The sequence below is a fragment of the Flavobacterium chungangensis genome, from assembly GCF_042654045.1.
GTDB classification, from domain to species: domain Bacteria; phylum Bacteroidota; class Bacteroidia; order Flavobacteriales; family Flavobacteriaceae; genus Flavobacterium; species Flavobacterium chungangensis.
In genome coordinates, this window is record NZ_JBHSFY010000007.1 from 272805 (window position 1) to 291360 (window position 18556).

11 protein-coding genes are annotated in these 18556 nt (G+C 34.9%); 2 read left to right on the forward strand and 9 right to left on the reverse strand.

Going from position 1 to position 18556, the window contains the following annotated elements; translation table 11 throughout:
- Positions 1–53: 53 nt before the first annotated feature.
- Complete coding sequence (locus ACFO3N_RS13685; RefSeq protein ID WP_379798550.1) at positions 54–5351, reverse strand: T9SS sorting signal type C domain-containing protein; 5298 nt, start codon at positions 5349–5351, stop codon at positions 54–56.
- Between the two features lie 278 nt (positions 5352–5629).
- Between ACFO3N_RS13685 and ACFO3N_RS13690 the strand changes: the two genes are divergently transcribed.
- Positions 5630–6112, forward strand: coding sequence for a regulatory protein RecX (locus tag ACFO3N_RS13690; RefSeq protein ID WP_379798552.1), 483 nt, complete (start codon positions 5630–5632; stop codon positions 6110–6112).
- A gap of 406 nt (positions 6113–6518) precedes the next feature.
- The gene (locus ACFO3N_RS13695) at positions 6519–10745 is read left to right on the forward strand and encodes an Ig-like domain-containing protein (protein WP_379798554.1); all 4227 of its coding nucleotides are present in this window, start codon (positions 6519–6521) and stop codon (positions 10743–10745) included.
- A gap of 39 nt (positions 10746–10784) precedes the next feature.
- Here the strand turns inward: ACFO3N_RS13695 and ACFO3N_RS13700 are convergent, their stop codons facing one another.
- From ACFO3N_RS13700 to ACFO3N_RS13735, 8 genes are all read right to left on the reverse strand, one after another.
- Positions 10785–11399, reverse strand: coding sequence for a hypothetical protein (locus ACFO3N_RS13700; protein ID WP_379798556.1), 615 nt, complete (start codon positions 11397–11399; stop codon positions 10785–10787).
- The gene (locus ACFO3N_RS13705) at positions 11389–11892 is read right to left on the reverse strand and encodes an RNA polymerase sigma factor (RefSeq protein WP_379798558.1); all 504 of its coding nucleotides are present in this window, start codon (positions 11890–11892) and stop codon (positions 11389–11391) included. The genes ACFO3N_RS13700 and ACFO3N_RS13705 overlap by 11 nt, the downstream gene beginning before the upstream one ends.
- Before the next feature lie 7 nt (positions 11893–11899).
- Positions 11900–12769: a TraB/GumN family protein gene (locus ACFO3N_RS13710; RefSeq protein WP_379798560.1), complete on the reverse strand. Its 870-nt coding sequence runs from the start codon at positions 12767–12769 to the stop codon at positions 11900–11902.
- A gap of 105 nt (positions 12770–12874) precedes the next feature.
- On the reverse strand, positions 12875–14011 hold the full coding sequence (locus tag ACFO3N_RS13715) for an aminotransferase class I/II-fold pyridoxal phosphate-dependent enzyme (RefSeq protein WP_379798562.1): 1137 nt from the start codon (positions 14009–14011) through the stop codon (positions 12875–12877).
- Positions 14012–14085: 74 nt separating this feature from the next.
- Positions 14086–14724 carry an NAD(P)-dependent oxidoreductase gene (locus tag ACFO3N_RS13720; RefSeq protein ID WP_379798564.1) on the reverse strand — a complete coding sequence of 213 codons (639 nt, stop codon included), beginning with the start codon at positions 14722–14724 and terminating at the stop codon, positions 14086–14088.
- A gap of 191 nt (positions 14725–14915) precedes the next feature.
- Positions 14916–15197 carry a FoF1 ATP synthase subunit delta/epsilon gene (locus ACFO3N_RS13725; protein WP_095928500.1) on the reverse strand — a complete coding sequence of 94 codons (282 nt, stop codon included), beginning with the start codon at positions 15195–15197 and terminating at the stop codon, positions 14916–14918.
- An 82-nt stretch (positions 15198–15279) separates the two neighbouring features.
- Positions 15280–16791: a F0F1 ATP synthase subunit beta gene (gene atpD / locus ACFO3N_RS13730; RefSeq protein ID WP_379798566.1), complete on the reverse strand. Its 1512-nt coding sequence runs from the start codon at positions 16789–16791 to the stop codon at positions 15280–15282.
- Between the two features lie 235 nt (positions 16792–17026).
- Positions 17027–18553, reverse strand: a complete 1527-nt coding sequence (locus ACFO3N_RS13735) for a G-D-S-L family lipolytic protein (protein WP_379798568.1) — start codon at positions 18551–18553, stop codon at positions 17027–17029.
- Positions 18554–18556 lie beyond the last annotated feature (3 nt).

The window sequence follows — 18556 nt, forward strand, 5'->3', positions numbered from 1 at the left end:
AAAGCCCATTCTTTAATAAAAGAATGGGCTTTTGAAGAAATATTATTTTTTTATTACAAATTAGAAAAAATGACTTTTTTAGTAATAGTAGAACCATTTTCTAAAGTTACTTTAACTAATAAAACCTGATCACTAAAGTGTAAATTTGCAATCTGCAATTCTGACGAATTTACTTTGTTTTTGCTATATACTAACTGAGCGCCAACGTTGAAAATAGTAACTTCTTTGATCGTTTCTTTAGAACAAGTAATACTTATTGTTTTGTTTTTTACAGAAATCAAAACGCTGTTTTCAAGATTTTCTAAATCATCTGTACCTAATGTTTTACCTGTATAACGAAGGACAAAACGATCGGTAAAAGTTCCAACTAATGTACTGAATGTATAGTTTTCGTTACGTAAATTAATTGTCTTTCCAGTAGTTTTATCTTCTAAGTAAACTTCTTGTTTATTAAAGAATCCATCTCCATGATCTAATCCGATCGTAAAATCGCCTGCAACAGTCGTTTTATATCCTAACGGAACTAAGTCGGTATTTTCAAAAGGTAGGGCACGTCCTTGAATAGTTAATTTCTTAGTTTCGTTTAAACTATAAAAATCAAGATACGAGTTACCTGCAATTGTAGGAGCGTCATAATTAAAATCTACATTATTCGTAGCGCCCTCAATATAACCAACCAATATTTGTTTAAAAGCGCCTTCGTTATTTACCATATTTAACCAAATACGATTTCTTTCAATGCTCTTACTTTTACTAGCTACTTTAAAGAAGCTACCATTAACTGATGCACCTCTACGCATATCGTTATTAAAGTGTATTTCGGTCGTTTTTGGTCTAGCAAAAAATCCCTGACCTGCAGCTATAAATCCGTCAAATGATTTTGTTCCACTAACAACAGTACCTCCTGAAGCAGTATAAACTACATAATCATTACTTGTATAACGATAGGTATTCTCTCCTGGAGCTTTCGTTGGAGGAGCAACGTGAGTCCAGAAATAAAGCGCACCTAATACATCCTTATTCGCATCCCACAATGCATCTACATCGATCGCAGATGGATAAGGATTTCCTAATAAAAACCATTTATCTGGAACCACTGATGGTACCGTTATATCACCATTGTTTGGTCTTCCTTTAAATTCTCCAGTAAAGTCAGCAGGAGTTTGAGTATCAAAAGACTGCGGTCCTCTAATGCTATATCCTTTTCCTCGTTCCATTTCCGCCATTCCGTACATATTAGTTGCCCATCCTCCAGTAGGACTATAAGTAAAAAACTTATCGAAAAGGGTTTCCGACGACAAATCCTTCATTTTAAAAGTATCTAGTTCTCCCGTAACTGGACTTGACCAGTAAGTCAAATCGAAACGGTTTATTTTAGTTGCTCTTTTATAAACAATCGTACCTTGATTTTGCACATTCGTAGTTTGTAATAGACTTGAACCACTTTCAAATACTAAGTTACCATTAGTTGTCACTTTATTTGTGATTGTCAGAGTTACTCCATTTGGGACAATTACATTTGATGCCGCAGTAATAGTTAAAGAACACGCTGCTATGTTTGGCTTAGCAATTGTAAAAGGCTGGTGACTTGCTGTAACATATGAAATCGTAACGCTTTTACTTCCGTCAGGTTCTCCATTTGTCCATCCTGTTGCATCCCATTCTGTATTAGAACTAGTATCTGTTATTGTAACAGTAGCTGCACTTGAAATACAACCTGTAGTATTATTTCTAACAGTAAAGTTATAAGTATCTACTGCTAACCCTTCAATAGGGAAAGTAGATGTTGTACCAGTATAGGGCTGAGTCGAAGTAGTCGTTCCTGTACGAGTAACTGTCCAGTCTGCTGGCAAACCACTTAGAGTTATACTTCCTAAAGTATTACATGCAGCATCGTGGTTTTTTGTAATTGTTGGGGTTGTAGGTGTTGCATTAACTGACAATGTTACATCACTTGTAAATGCTGAGCTACAATTTGGAGTCGAACTTGTTGTTGTAATCTGAGTTATGCGTAAAATTTGCCCATTATTCGCATAAGTCAATGCTGGTGTGGTAAAGCTAGCCGTTCCGCCAGCACTTGCGACAACAGAAGTAATTGGAGTTTGCGCTACACTATTTATCGAATATGAGATTGTTGATGTACTTCCTGCCAATAATCCAGTCAAATTGATTGTTGCTGCAGACCCTGTACACACTGAAAGTGGTTGACTAGCCCCTGTTAATGTTGGTGTAGGATTAACTGATAATGTTACATTTGTTGAGAATGACAAGCTACAGTTCGGAGTTGAACTTGTAGTTGTTACTCCTGTTATCTGTAAAGTGTGTCCGTTATTTGCAGTAGTTAATGCTGGAGTAGTAAAACTAGCCGTTCCTCCAGAAGTTGCTACAAGAGAAGTAATTGGAGTTTGTGCTACATTATTTATCGAATATGAGATTGTTGATGTACTTCCTGCCAATAATCCAGTCAAATTTATCGTTGCTGCAGATCCTGAACAAACTGAAGCTGATTGAGATGCACCTGTCAATGTTGGTGAAGGATTAACTTTTATCAAAACAACCGCAGAAACGTTCGGGCATGTACCACCTGAAGTTACCGTTCTTCTGAACCAAGTATCTCTAGTCACTTGAACTGTTGGAATATAATTCTGAGTATTATTTGTTCCTGGAGCTGCACTAAATCCTGAAGTCGAACTTGTTGTGCTAATCTCCCATAAATAAGCATAAGCTCCGCCTCCTGTAGGTGCACTTCCTGAAATTTGTCCCGGTATTGTACCAGCACAAATTGGCTCTGAATATCTCGCAACAGCTTTGTAAGCTTTAAAAGTACCAACACATGGATCGTCAAAATTCTCGTTATTAGCTATAACCTCAATGGCTCCTGTATTTCCTAAAAGCCTACTTTCTGTATAAGATTGACTTTTTACAGCAGAATGGCATACATAATTAATTTGGAATGCCCCACAAGATCCGGTCGGAGAACCATAACTCGCAAAACTTACTGTGTTAAAATAAGTTCCAGCAGGAGCTGTAAAGATGGCTGTTTGATTTTCATCTACATTCACGCAAACCGAATTAGAATTACCATTATTGTATGTTATGATATTATTGCCTATTCCAACAGTTATGGTTCCAGTTGTGGTTGCTGTTGTACAAGAATTACCTGTTGTGGTAACATTATAGTTGAATATGCCTATTGCAATTGGATTTCCGCTAATTGTTAAAGTATTTCCAGTAACTGAACTTGTTACTCCAGAAGGAAGACCAGTGACAACCGCATCTGTTGCGCCACCACCCAATGTCAATGCTATCGGTGTCATTGCACTATTTTGACAAACGCTTCGATTTGCTCCTGCAGAAATAGTGTGTACTGGATTTACTGTTAGCAGTTTAGAACTTGAATTAACCGCACATAAACCATTGTACACTACACATCTTACTCTATAACCATTCCAAGCAACTGGCGTATTGTTCAAGCTTAATACCCGAGTAGTATATCCGGACAAGTTAGCTGATAATGAAGCATCAATATTTGTCCAACTTGTACCATTTAACGAATACTGCCATTGATAACTAACTCCTGTAGTGTTAGATGTTACTGAAAAAGTACCTGATGTGTTTTCGCAAATTGTTAAATCATTAGGTTGTACTGTAATAGTAGGAGAAGTACAAGTATTATTTATAATTCCACTAGCCGTAGAAACAAAGTAAGTATCATTTTTATTTGCCGCAGCAGAACCTGTCGAACCCCAAGTCCCTGGAATCATTACTGCCCCTCCAAGTATAAGTGTTGCTGTACTATGCGTAAATGTATTCAAGTTAGCAATAGATCCTCCTAAAACTGAAAAATTCTTACTAACAGTTGTTGCTTGACTCAATGTTACTCCTGAAGAATGCGTATTGCTTATTGTAAGATTATTTACCGTTGAAGGTAAACCTGTGCTGGTCACCTGAGAAACTGTTCCATTAAAAGTATAGTCAGCTGCTGTACTAAAAGTACGTGTCATAGATCCAGAAACTGGCACTGCTCCATTTATACCATTAGCATTTGCTGTAATTAAGGTGGCGCCTGAATTTAACACAAATTTTGCTGTTCCTGAGCCGTTTCCTCTTCCTCCCGATGGTACAATTTTAAAAGTTCCTAAATCGATTGTTCCACTTACATTAAGCTCTCCCATCCAAGGGTCTGTATCACTAGTTAAAGCTGTATTTAATGTAAGGTCTGAAGCCAATTTTAAAGTACTTCCACTATTGACCTTATATTTAACCCAGATTGCGGCAGCATCAGTTGGCATATTTAATGTTTGTATACCTGTACCGTTAAAATTAAAAATTCCGTTTTGTACTGCTCCAATTGTTGTTATAGAACCTGCTCCTGTTGTATTTGTGAAATTACCTGCTATATTCACATTACTTACTCCAGAAGTACCTCCGTTAAAATCAAAAACACCACCTGTCTGTGTGTAATTACCTAATATGGAATGCGTAAAACTTGTTGCATTATTAGCTACAAAAGTTCCACTAGTTAAAGTAAAATCATTATTAATTGTAAGGCTTCCTGTTGCTGTTTTTGATCCGCTTCCTGAGATAATAAGATTAGAATATGTCGCATTACGAACAGTCTGATTTCCACCATTATACTCAATCGTAAATCCTGACGGAAATGAAGCTGGTGCAAAAGAATAATTTCCACCCCAAGTTCCGGCACCAACTCGTAATGTTCCCGCTACCAAGTTGTTTGTTGTAGCCGTTAAAAGAAATGTTTTTGCATCAAATATTCCGGAGGTATTAGTAAATGTCCCTATAGTAATATTACTCCCAAGAGTAACAGATCCTCCTGTCTTATTAATTCTTAACTCTCCACCAGTAGTAGTTATTTTATTTGATAAAGTCTGATTATTTGTACCTGTAAAAACAGCTGTCGCACCGCTACCTGTAGATGTACCATTAAATGTCCAGTTTCCTGTAAGAGAAATAATCATTGAACCCGCCGCTGTTGTCCAATTCCCGTTTCCTGCGACATTTCCGTTGACAGTAAGGATTTCATTATTAACCATCGTAAGCCTCCCTGTAATTGTTAATCCTGCACATGTCTGATTTCCACTAGTAGAAACATTAGCTCCATTGGCAATAATAACAATATCTGTAGGCAAAGGAACAACGCCTCCAGACCAAGTTGATCCTAAATTCCAATTCCCTCCGGTTGAAGTACTTGTTATTGTCGCAGCATTTACAAAAGAAACAACAAAAAACATTCCAACACAAAGTAATCCTAAACTTGGTGTATTTAATCTTTTGAGCAAAGATTTAGAAGAAATGAAAAATAAAAACGAGTAAAGTAATTTTCTCATCATATAACAGTAGGTATTTGTTTTAAATTTGTTTTTGGTTGCTTAAAGCAAAAAGGCATTTCTTTCAAAAAGAACAATGTTCTTTAGGTAATCAGCTGAACCCTAAAATGTTAAATTCTGACATCTTAGGCCGAAATTTTAAAATGTTAAAATTCCGTACAAAAATATTTAAATTAGCCTAATACGCAAGGTTATAATTTATTTCTTTTTATAAAATATTAACAAATTTCAGAATTATTTTATAACAAATCGAGCATTACTCAATTTAAACGTTAAAACGCATGAAAAACCCGATGAACAGCACTTTCACCATCAAAGAAGCTTTACAAAAGCTAGAACACTTTTGTGCTTACCAAGAGCGCTGTCATGATGAAGTTGTGGCTAAATTATACAGCCTAAAAATGACTCGTGATGAGATTGATACTGTTGTGGTACAGCTAATTGAAGGTAATTTCTTGAATGAAACCCGCTTTGCTTGCAGCTTCGCAAGAGGTAAACACAGAATTAAACATTGGGGAAAAATCAGAATTACCAATGAATTGAAAGCAAGAAATATTTCTTCAACCAATATTACTTTAGCTCTGAAAGAAATTTCTTCTGAAGAATATTTTGAAACTTTTGAAAATCTTGCGGAAAGATCTTGGAATTCTATTTCTGAAACCAATCTTCTCAAAAAACGTAAAAAATTTTGCGACTATATGCTCCGAAGAGGTTATGAAAGTAATTTAGTTTACGAAAAAGCAAAAGAATTAGAAGAAAACTAATTTCATTTTCATCATTCAAAAAAAGGAGATTTTTTCCAACTTTCTTAAATTCCTAAAAGTTTCTCTATCTCCCTTTAAAGGCTTAAAAGCCACATTCTCTTCAGTTATAAATTATTCCGTTTTTGAAGAATTTATAGCAAATCTGACGTTTTTTATTCTAAAAACTCAAAAAACAGTCTTTAAAAGCTTCATATTTTACGAATATTCCTATAATATTTTTCATGATTTTATAAGAATATTTGCCGAACATTAAAATTTTTAATGTAGTTCATCGACTATTTTAACAATTCATCGATTAAATGAGGGTTCCCAAAACCCTAACAAATTCTAGCTCGTAGATGTGTATATCTTTGCGCGGTTCGAAAAGTCTTATGCCAGCATAACAAATTGATAGAAAACATTTAACATGAAAAAAACTTTACTTTTATTCTTTTTATTGCCTTTTTTAACGTTTGCACAAAATGTAGATTTAATTAAATGGAGAGCTGAAACACCAAGCGATCCAAAAAAACCAACTGTTAATCCAGCTGTTAACGCGACTGTTCTACCATTGTCTTACCTATCTTCTTCTAATGATCCATCAAAAGTAAACGTGGAATACACTAGTGGCTGGGAAGAAGAACCGTTTTTTTTATGCAAAGACTGGCCAAACGGCGAACAAAATGAAGGCGACATCAATCTTGCAAAATACGTAGAATTTAAAGTAACTCCAGATTCTGGCAAAAAATTGGACTTGACTCTTTTTAAAATGACATTTAGAAGTCAAGGTGGTGGCGAGTCAGAGAAATTCACAATATTGTATTCCAAAGATTCTGAATTCAAAAAAGACGTAAAAGTATTAGTTCCCGAAAGAGCAAGTGTTAACAATTGGACCTCAATAGACCCTCCTTTTTCAGAAGAAATTAATCCTGTTTTACCAGGACAAGTAGTATACATTCGTTTATACGTTTATAATTCGTACAATAATTTCCATATCAAAACTGGAAATGTTAATACTTCAACAACTATTACAGGGGCTGTTTCTAGCTTTGATCCTAACAAAATTTTAGCAATCAACGATTTTGTTAAAGCTATAAAAAACGTAGAAGTAAATATCTCACCATTAAACAATGATATTAAAAAAGAAAATGTTACTTCGATGGCAATTTCTTCTCCACCACCAGCATCTGCGGGAACGGCAATACTTAATCCAGATAATACTGTTAGCTTTATCCCTGCCAATAACTTTACAGGCACAACATCATTCAAATACACTATAAAAGACGCGGCAAATAATTCATCAGAAGCAACCGTAAAGATAACAGTAGCAGAAGAAACACCAGAACCTTTGGTAATCTGGTATGGGCGAAATGAATCTAACAGACTTGAGGCAACTCCGCTATCACCTTATGTAACTTCAGGCAACATTTTATACCCGAACACCTATTTATGGTATGATATAAACGAAGACAAAAAAAATCCATTTTTTCATACTGGCAGCTGGCCGTCTGGTGCAGCAGATAATAGCAAATATTTAGAATTTACAATAAAAGCCGACAACACGCATCGCGTAAACTTAACCACCTTCAACTTCATGTTTAGAAATCAGGGGGGAAGCGGTCAAAAATTTAAAATTAACTATTCTGACGATGCCACGTTTACTACCAATGTAAAAACATTGTTAGCAGAAACAAGTACTAGTGGAACTTGGAGAAGCATTAGCGCTCCTTTTGCTTCAGATTTAAATTCTCTGACACCTGGAAAAGCCATTTTTATTCGTCTTTATATTTATAATTCAAACGAAGAATTTCATTTTAGAACAAAAGTAAACATTGCAGGAAACATAAAAGATTCTAATGTATTTATCGCATATAGTGATTTTGCCACTACACCATCTAACAAGAGTATTTCAATTCCAGTTTTAGCTAATGATGTCGTTGGAAATACTCCTGTACAAAATATTACTGTTACTCAGCCAACTTCAGGCGGAACAGTAGTGGTAAATGGCACAACTGACATTACCTTTACTCCAACACCAGGATTTGTAGGCACGTCAAATTTCACTTATAGTATTTTTAATGGAACCATATATTCATCAGCAACAGTAAGTGTTGATGTAACCGCTGCTCCATGTACTCCAACTGGAGATCAAACTGCTTTTGGGCCTAATACATGGATTGGCTATGTTTATAAAATGGCAAATAATGCTGCCATGCCTCCAAATATTTCTTATCCAGCTTTACCAAATACTAGTATTGCAACTTACATAGGAATTGTAACTGAAAACAAAAATTTTGATAGAAATATTGGAGGAGGTTCTGTTACTGGACAAACTTCAAATTTTGCTTGTGATGCTGCTCCTTCTGACCGATTCTTTGTACGATATAAAATGCTTGCCGATATTACTGAAGCTGGAGTATACAGTTTTGACATTGGAAGCGACGATGGAGTAAGACTGTACATCGATGATGCAGCTGTTCCAGTTATAACAAGATGGAATGGTCACGGTTTTACTATGGATTACGCTACACAAAATTTAACTGTAGGCCAACATAAATTTGTTCTAGAGTATTATGAAGACGGTGGAGATTCAAGAGTTTCTTTTTTCACTGGTATCCAAAAAGGAAATCCTACTGAATATGGAGACAAAGTATGGAACGTTTATGGTTATGTTAACAACGATATAACCTTACAAAATGTTAGATATGCAGGTTATTATGTTGATCCTCATTTAAATCCTGATTCAACAAATTATTGGACAAAAGACAAATCACCTTCATCTGCTACCATTTGGCAAGGTTCTCAAATACCAGACAACAATTTTACTGTGGTTTACAAACGTAAAGGTTTCGATTGTGGATTATATCAGTTAAAACATATGAACCATGATGATGCAATTCAGCTTTATATCGATGATAAATTAATCTTTTCTAGAGATGGGTGGGACAATACCACTTATTTAATTAACGGAGGAGACCTTTACCCTTTAAACAGTGAGTCTAGAGTAGAAATACGCCTAAGAGAAGATGGTGGTGATGCCAATCTTGGAATTAATTTTACAAAAACGGATATTGTATACAATGGAACTGGCACTATTCCGAATGGCAGCTCTTTAGTGATAAGTTCAAATACGGAACTAAAGTCAGATCTTACAGTTTGTTCTTGTACTGTAAATCCAAATATCACATTAACAGTCCCAAAAGATGTTACTTTAACTGTTGATGAAAATATAAACGTAGGTGAAGGAGGAAAACTTTTAATTTTAGACGGAGGATCATTTCTTCAAACTTCTACAAGTAAAAATATGTTTACCGGAAGCGATAAAGCTTTTGAAATTCAAAGAATAACTGAAATTCGTCGTTTTGATTTAACGTACTGGTCATCACCAGTAGACAATCCAGATTTTAAAATGAGTACTTTGTCTCCTGAAACTTTATTTGATAAATTTTTCTATTGGACTTCTGATTTCAAATGGGCAACGGATTTGTACGGGAAAAAGACAATGGAACCTGGAAAAGGATACAGCATTAGAGGACCACAATCTTTTGATACTCAAAATCCTTCTAACTTTACTGGAAAATTCTATGGAAAACCAAACAATGGAAATATTTTGATTCCGATTACGCCTGATAAATACCATTTTGTTGGAAACCCTTACCCATCTGCTATTGATGCTCGAAAATTCATTAGAGATAACGGAGAAGTTGGACCTTTATACTTTTGGACACATATTTCGCCTCCAAAAAAAGAGAATGGCAGCAATACTTACACCTACAGCAGTCCAGATTATGCAGTACTAACATTACTTGGATCAACAAAAGCGACAACTGGAGGAGAAGAGCCTTCAGGATATATTGGAGTAGGACAAGGTTTCTTTATTAAACCAAGAGTTACTTCGGTAACCTTTACTAATGAGCAACGTGTAAAAGCACAAAACACACAATTTTATAAAACGACGGCTAAAGAAACTGAAGTTGAAGTAAATCGTTTGTGGTTAAATTTAAGTAATACCGAAGACGCCTTTAAACAACTTCTAGTGGGTTATGCAGAAGGAGCATCAAACAGTTATGATCATAACTATGATGCAACTACAATGTCAGGTAATTCTTTTATCGATTTTTACACCATAAATGAAGCTAAAAAACTTACTGTTCAAGCAAGAGCTTTACCTTTTGATAATACAGATACTGTTCCTCTTGGCTATAAAACAACTGTTAGTAGCGAACTTACAATCTCGATAGATCATGCAGATGGATTTTTTAACAAACAAGCGGTTTATCTAGAAGATAAAACAACAGGAACAATAACAGATCTTCGCGCTTCAAACTACACTTTCAAAACAGCTGCAGGAACTTTTACAGATCGTTTTGTATTACGTTACACCAATAAAACATTAGGTACAGATGATTTTGAAAATGTACAAGATGGAGTTTTAGTTTCGATAAAATCAAAAGTAATCAATGCGGTTAGCGAAACTGAAAATATTAAAGAAGTGCAAATCTATACTATAGGCGGACAATTGCTTTACAACAAAAGTAAAATAGATGCAAAGGAATTAGAGATTACAAATTTACATTCTAGCAATCAGGTTTTACTAGTAAAAGTAATTCTAGAAAATGGTCATGTAGTCACGAAGAAAATCATATTTAATTAAAAAACAAGAAACCCATCATTACTGATGGGTTTCTTGTTTTTATTCTTCTTTCAACTCGTCAATTACTTTCTTTATCTCTTTGGCGTATTTTCCATAAAACTTTTGAACCCACCATTCTAAAGAAATTCCCATAGAAAGTACCGTAAAAACAATGATAGCAAAAAACCCAAATAATTGTCTGTTAGTAAATTCGTGATTTAATAAACCTGATTTTTCAGAAAGACCATAAAAATAAAAGCCCAGTAAGTACACAACGATAAAAGGAGTTAGCGAGAAGCCAAATGTTTTGTACAATTCCATATTCAGTCTAATATCAAAATACGTCTCATACAAACTGTCTTTTGTTTTCAATGTTGTTGCATTCAATCTTTTAAAAAAGAAATATAATTTTACTAAATAATAAACGCAAACAGCCAAAAACAAGCTATAGATTAAATAGTATAAAAAAATCATCTGTTCATTAAAGTGACAAATTATCGGAATTGCCGCCATAGAAATTATCGATAAAATTTGATAGACAAATTCATTTTTTAGATTTGTTCTGATTTTGTCTAAGGGCGTATTAGCAGATTGAATCTTTTCTAAGTTTGATGGCAGAACAACATTTTCAGGTTTTTCGTTATTCCATGCATTTTGTATATCGTTAAAATCCATATCCTTGTTTTTTAATAATTTCTTTTAATTTTTCTTTGGCTCTATTCAGTTTCACTCTAGCATTTCCTTCAGATATTCCTAGATTCTCTCCTATTTCTTTATGAGAGAAACCTTCCAGTTGGTAGAAAATGATAGCTTTATCTATTTTTTCGAGTTTCTGTACTGCTTTGTAAAAATGATCCAACTGACTTTCTTTTATATGAGAATCTCCTTCATCCTCTTTGACATTTTCTGAAGCGATTTCATATCTGTCCACCTTCCGTTTTTCTTTCCTCAAAAAGACAATTGCCGTATTTACTGCTACTCTGTACATCCATGTCGAAAACTGGCTTTCATTCCGAAAAGATTCATATGATTTCCAGAGTTGGCATACAATCTCCTGAAACAAATCCTGCTGATCATCAGAATTATCCATATACATCTTAGAAACTTTATACAAGATTCCTTTATGGCTTTCTATTCGATTTAAAAACTCTTGTTCCTTCTCTCTCAAAGCAGATTTAGTTCATTACAGGTTTTACAGTATATCCTTCTTTTCTCAATAAATTAATAACTCCATACTCACCTCCTAAATGCGCTGCGCCAACAGCTATGAAAACACTATTTTGCTTCAGTAACTCCGGCATTTGTTTTACCCAGTTTTGATTTCTATCATCAAGAATCTGCTTTTTAGTTTTTTCACTTGTAAATCGTTTATCTGTACTAAATGCATACATCGCTTCAATGTTTTCTTTTTTATAAGCATCTACCAATTCCACCGTTTCTTCAAGGGTTGATTCTTCCAAAAGCGCCAGCATTTCATCATTAGAATAAGCATTTTCAAGAATTTCGAATTGAGCTTTAACAGATTCTAATCCCGAAATAGAAACATTCCTTTTTTTGGCCGCATCTGAAAACTCCATTTCATAAAACTTCAAATCTGTACAACCAAAACTTTTCATAGAAATCAGACTCAAAACCGTCACAAGACTAAAACTGTCTACTTGCTGTACCGACATTCCGGTGCTCTTTTTTAAAATAGAATTTAATTTTGTAAGTTGTTCTGGAGTCAGCTTTTTACTCAAAGGTTCTTTTCCCATTGCCAATTGCTGCATTTCGCTCATTTCGTTCGGATCTGTAAAGTTGATCTCTAAAAACAATTTATCCGATTTCTCAAAAGCATTTTTGGCTTTTTCAGATAAAAAATAATCTTTTGAACAGATCATATGAATCGTTCCGTATAAATAAGAAGATTTCTTAAGCCCTTTTCCTGAAACCTCCCAAAGAAGAGAATTTTCCAGTTTTGAAGTTTTGCTTTGGGCCGAAATGCTATTACAAACAAAAAAGAAGAATATAAATACAGTTACTATAAATTGAAATCTGGTTTTCATGATTGGATGTGTTTTATTTGATTACAGTCTGTAAGTAATCGAAAAAACAAAACGTTACAAAAAACTTTACTCTTTTTTCAAATTTAAGTCTTGAAAAATCAGAATCTAAAAAACAAAATCTCTAACTAATTCCAAAACCTGATTAATTTCTTCCTGCGAATTATAACTGTGAATGCAAAAACGAAGTCGTTCCTGATTTTCTGGAACAATTGGCGAAACAATTGCCTGCACATCGAACCCTTTATTCTGAAGTTCTTCTGCCAACTTTTTAACATTTTCACTGCCCGGAACAATTGCAGAATGTATTGGAGATTTACTATGAATAAACATTGGTTTTAAACCCAGCAAATTTTTCTGCTGATTAAAAAACACAATATTCTGGCGAAGCTTATCGATAGTCTCTTTTTCAATTTCCAATTGCTGATAAGCTATAAAAATTGTTGCCACAGCATGAGGAGACAAAGCAGTTGTGTAAATAAAACTTCCTGCAAAATTGATCAAATATTCTCTAAGGTCGACACTTCCTAAAATTGCTGCTCCTTGAGATCCTAAACCTTTTCCAAAAGTTACGATTCGAGCAAAAAATTTATCATGTAACCTCAGATACTGAGTCAGTCCTTCCCCTTTTTCTCCAAAAACACCCAAAGCGTGAGCTTCGTCAACAATTAAATAACAATTGTATTTTTCTGAAAGCTGTATCAACTCTTCTAAATTCGGACTATCTCCATCCATAGAAAAAACAGTTTCAGTTACAATATAAATTGTGGCATCTGGAAATTTAAGAATGTGTTTTTCTAAATCTTCAACATCATTATGAATATAATGATGCGAATTTGCTCGAGACATCGCGATGCCATCCTTTATAGAAGCGTGACATAATTCATCATACAAAACAACATCATTTTCTTGCGGTACAGCGCTAAAAAAACCTAAATTGGCATTGTATCCCGAATTGAAAATTAAAGCCGTTTCTGCCTCATGAAATTGAGCTATAAAACTTTCTGCAATTGGATAAAGAGAATGGTTTCCTGAAGTTAATCTAGAACCCGTTGCTCCATTTTGAAAAATCTCATTTTCGAGCAAATAAGCATGAGTGTGTTTGAATAAAGTTTCCGATTTAGAAAATCCGATATAATCATTAGAAGAAAAATCAATCAGATTATTGAACACAGGAAGTTTTCTAAACTGATTATCCTGTTTACAATTTTCTAATTTACGATTAAGATTTTCTGGCAGCTTCATAAAACCAAAGTTAGGCAATTCATTTTAGAATTAACAAAACAGCGGATTATATGAAATCCGCTGTTGTTCTAAATTTAAATGGAACTTATAAACGGTGATTGCCTAATATAGTTTGACTCGACCATTTCTTTTATTATAAACTTCGAAATGTCAAAAGCCGAAATTTTTTCTCCCAAACAATCTTCAATATTTACAGAGATTTCAGAACTGTCATCAGAAAAAACAATTAGAGGGACACGAACTTGTGTCCAATCTATTTTGCTATTAACCAAAAGATCATAAGTTAATTGTCGGTCTTTTTGGATTTCAGGAAAATTCGCCTTCATCCAATCGGTAGCCATACTCGTCTGTGGACTCTTCTTATCAAATGGAGTGTCTATATTTAAACCTGCCAATAAAACATAGCGCTCAATACCATAACGGTTCATAGCATTTAAAACGTTCTTCGTTGACTGACTTGCAACCATAGGCTCTCCTGGCCGTTGACCAATAGTACTTAGCACTGCTTGACAATCTTTAAGTAATAAGTTTATTGATTCTTCATTAATAGCATCACCTTTAATGATTTCTATGTTTGAGTTTTGAATGGTAAAATCGTCGGGATTTCTCAATAGAAGTTTTACACTAAATCCGTTTTCTAATAACTGGTTTACAAGATATTTCCCAGTTCTTCCGCCGCCGCCAAGAACAGCAACTCTTGATATATTTTTCATATATATTCTTTATAAAATTTGACATAAAAAATGCTGCTTCATTGTCTAATTATGAAGCAAAACTGCAAAAGCTTACTAAACTTTTACTATTGATCGAATATTTTTATAAAGAGATTTTAATACTTCAAAAGTAATAAAATAAAAAAAGCCAGACAATACTGTCTGGCTTTTCTGCTTATTTTGAAATTGCCTTAGTCAACTAAAACAATTATCTTATTGTTTTTCATTTCGATTGTTCCTGACTTAATCTCTAAAGTATAAGTTTGGTCATTAACTCTCGTAAATTTATCAGCAGCCTCTTTAGAAAAATTGAAGCTTGGAGCTGCAATTTTAATTGTTCCCTCTTCTAAGATAGAAACAATTGGCGCGTGATGATTTAAAATCTGAAAACTTCCATTAACTCCTGGTAAAGTAACCGATGTTACCTCTCCTGAAAATAATTTCGCTTCTGGTGATACTATTTCTAAAATCATATTTTTTAAGTTAGAAGTTATTTGTTAAAAGTTAAAAGTTACAAAACGTACAACCTTTAACTTCTAACTTTTAACTTTATTTTTATGCTTCAGCTAACATTTTCTCTCCAGCCTCGATTGCATCTTGAATAGAACCTTTCAAGTTGAATGCTGCTTCTGGAAGGTGATCTAACTCACCATCGATGATCATGTTAAATCCTTTGATAGTATCTTTAATATCAACTAATACACCTGGGATACCTGTAAATTGCTCTGCTACGTGGAATGGCTGAGACAAGAAACGTTGTACACGACGTGCTCTTGCTACTGAAAGTTTATCCTCTTCAGATAACTCCTCCATACCAAGGATCGCAATGATATCTTGTAATTGTTTGTATTTTTGAAGAATTTCTTTTACTCTTTGTGCACAGTCGTAGTGCTCGTTTCCTAAAATTTGAGGAGTTAAGATTCTAGAAGTAGAATCTAACGGGTCAACCGCAGGGTAGATACCTAACTCAGCAATTTTACGAGACAATACAGTTGTTGCATCTAAGTGGGCGAAAGTTGTAGCTGGCGCCGGGTCAGTTAAGTCATCCGCAGGAACGTAAACCGCTTGTACAGATGTAATAGATCCTTTGTTTGTAGATGTAATACGCTCTTGCATTGCACCCATTTCAGTTGCCAATGTTGGTTGGTAACCTACTGCAGATGGCATACGACCTAAAAGTGCCGATACCTCAGAACCTGCTTGAGTAAAACGGAAGATATTATCAACGAAGAATAATACATCTTTACCTTGGTCAGATCCTGCTCCATCACGGAAATACTCAGCGATAGATAATCCTGAAAGTGCCACACGTGCACGAGCTCCAGGTGGCTCATTCATTTGTCCGAAAACGAAAGTAGCTTTAGACTCTCTCATTCCTGGCATATCTACTTTAGATAAATCCCATCCTCCATTTTCCATAGAGTGCATGAAATCATCACCATATTTAATAATTCCTGACTCTAACATCTCACGAAGCAAGTCATTCCCTTCACGTGTTCTTTCACCTACTCCTGCAAATACAGAAAGTCCACCGTGACCTTTTGCGATATTGTTGATCAACTCCTGAATCAATACTGTTTTACCAACACCAGCACCACCGAACAATCCAATTTTACCTCCTTTTGCGTAAGGCTCGATCAAATCGATTACTTTGATACCTGTGAATAAAACTTCAGATGAAGTTGATAAATCTTCAAATTTTGGAGCTTGTCTGTGAATTGGCAAACCGTTTTCTCCAGTTTTTGGTAAATCACCTAAACCATCAATTGCATCTCCAACAACATTAAATAAACGTCCATATACATCTGGACCGATTGGCATTTGAATTGGATTTCCAGTTCCAACTACCTCATATCCTCTAGACAAACCGTCTGTAGAGTCCATAGATATAGTACGAACAGTGTTTTCTCCAATGTGAGATTGTACTTCTAGAACTAAGATAGTTCCGTCTTTTTTAGTGACTTCTAGTGAATCATAAATTTTTGGAAGTTCAACATCCTTACCGTTGAAAACTACGTCAACTACTGGTCCAATGATTTGAGCAACTTTTCCTATTACTTTTGACATTACTTATGTATTTATTAAATAGCTATTTAGGTTTATCGAAAATACCTCTTTTTTCAGAGCGCAAAGATAATTTTTTAAAATATAAAATCAATTTTTTTTTCATAAAAAATAGCATGATTTTGTTTGATTCATAAAACTTGGCTAAAAAATAACAAAAACAGCATTTTTTTATTAAATGAAAAAAACCGCTTCATTGGTAAAAATGAGCGGTTTTAAGGTTAAAAATAGTTACACATTATAATGTAGCAGGAAATAGAACTTGATAATTACCAATATCTACACCTTTTAAGTTAGAACCATATTTAGCATTAATCGCTTGGATAAATTTATTAGCAATAAAAGCATATCCTCTTGGAGATGGATGAACACCATCTAAAGAAAACATACCGCCAGTAACAAATGTCGCTTTTAATGTAAAGCTGTTCATTGTAACTCCGCTTGGCTTGTTTAGATCATCCATAATTGTTTTAGCATCAACCATTGCCAAACCATTTGCTTCAGCCACTGCTTTAATTACAGAATTATATGCCGTAGTCGCCACTTCAATCTCAGCCACTTCAGAAGGCAACAAAACATATCTGTCTGGTAACGGAAAAGTAATTCCTAATTGAGAGAGTGAAGCAGAAGGCGAAGCAATTCCGTCAGCAGCTACCGTTGGGGCTTTTCCAATTCTTGATGAAGCCCCTAAAACAATTAAATCTGTAGGAAGCGCTTGTCTAGCTCTTCCGAAAATCATTCCCATTGCCGTAGCAGTATTAACATCCAATCCGCCACCCATTAGCACTGCTTTTAAATTGGCTGACAAATCTGGCAACGTTTCATCTACTATTAGCAACGGATTATTTCCTGTTGCAGACAAAAGTTTAATTCGATCCCCTTGCCCTAAAAATTTCAATGCATTACTCAATGGCCCATACAATTGCGCATTTAAAGTACCAACCATACTCGCTCCTCCAACTGTTAAATTAGCTTGCGTAAGCTGATTGTATGCTATCACATGAAAATGAGGAAGAGTGGTAATATTTGGCAAATTAGCGATAACTCCTTTTCTTCCGCCCGCAACAAGCTGAGCCACTAAACCTTTGTAAGCCGCCTCAAAAGTAGCAGGAGGCGTTAACGGATTTACTGTCGGATCCCCACCTGCAGTAGCATATCCTAACTCATCATTCCCTCCAATCCATAAAGAAAAGAAAGTAGGGTTTTGACTTAAAGCATCAGCCAAAACAGTTGTTGTCGCGCTAGATGCAAAACGAGCAAAATAAGGATTTGCTGTTCCTGCAGCAACACCTGCAACATTACCATAACCAGGAGCAAGCAAATGGAAACTTTTTGCCCCAGGAACTCCCAAATTATTAAATGTTCCAGACAAATGAGCTGTAACCTCAGTTGTTGGCACTCCCGTAACTGGCACAGGCGTTCCATTAAAATACAAACGCGGTCCAGCAACAACATTTCCTCCTAAAAGCAAACCGCCTATATTATCATTTGCAAAAGGCGTTTTAAACTCACCTCCACCCACTAAAGCAAATTGCTGCGCTAAAATATTCGGATAAGCTCCTTCTTGACCTTTAATAAACAAAGCATTATCACTAAATCCTGCCGCAAAAGAATCTCCTAAAGCAACATATTTGGCAAAATCAGCACTTCCAGAAGTCAAAGGCTTACCATCAGACGACTCTACTGGAGGAGTCACATCATCATCACTATTACAAGCCATAAAGGTTAACGAAACCAATAAAAGCCATTTGAAATTTTTTATCATAAT

Coding starts and splice junctions, on each gene's coding strand:
- ACFO3N_RS13685 (WP_379798550.1), bottom strand. CDS start 5,351: ATGATGAGAAAATTACTTTACTCGTTTTTATTTTTCATTTCTTCTAAA.
- ACFO3N_RS13690 (WP_379798552.1), top strand. CDS start 5,630: ATGAAAAACCCGATGAACAGCACTTTCACCATCAAAGAAGCTTTACAA.
- ACFO3N_RS13695 (WP_379798554.1), top strand. CDS start 6,519: ATGAAAAAAACTTTACTTTTATTCTTTTTATTGCCTTTTTTAACGTTT.
- ACFO3N_RS13700 (WP_379798556.1), bottom strand. CDS start 11,399: ATGGATTTTAACGATATACAAAATGCATGGAATAACGAAAAACCTGAA.
- ACFO3N_RS13710 (WP_379798560.1), bottom strand. CDS start 12,769: ATGAAAACCAGATTTCAATTTATAGTAACTGTATTTATATTCTTCTTT.
- ACFO3N_RS13715 (WP_379798562.1), bottom strand. CDS start 14,011: ATGAAGCTGCCAGAAAATCTTAATCGTAAATTAGAAAATTGTAAACAG.
- ACFO3N_RS13720 (WP_379798564.1), bottom strand. CDS start 14,724: ATGAAAAATATATCAAGAGTTGCTGTTCTTGGCGGCGGCGGAAGAACT.
- ACFO3N_RS13725 (WP_095928500.1), bottom strand. CDS start 15,197: ATGATTTTAGAAATAGTATCACCAGAAGCGAAATTATTTTCAGGAGAG.
- atpD (WP_379798566.1), bottom strand. CDS start 16,791: ATGTCAAAAGTAATAGGAAAAGTTGCTCAAATCATTGGACCAGTAGTT.
- ACFO3N_RS13735 (WP_379798568.1), bottom strand. CDS start 18,553: ATGATAAAAAATTTCAAATGGCTTTTATTGGTTTCGTTAACCTTTATG.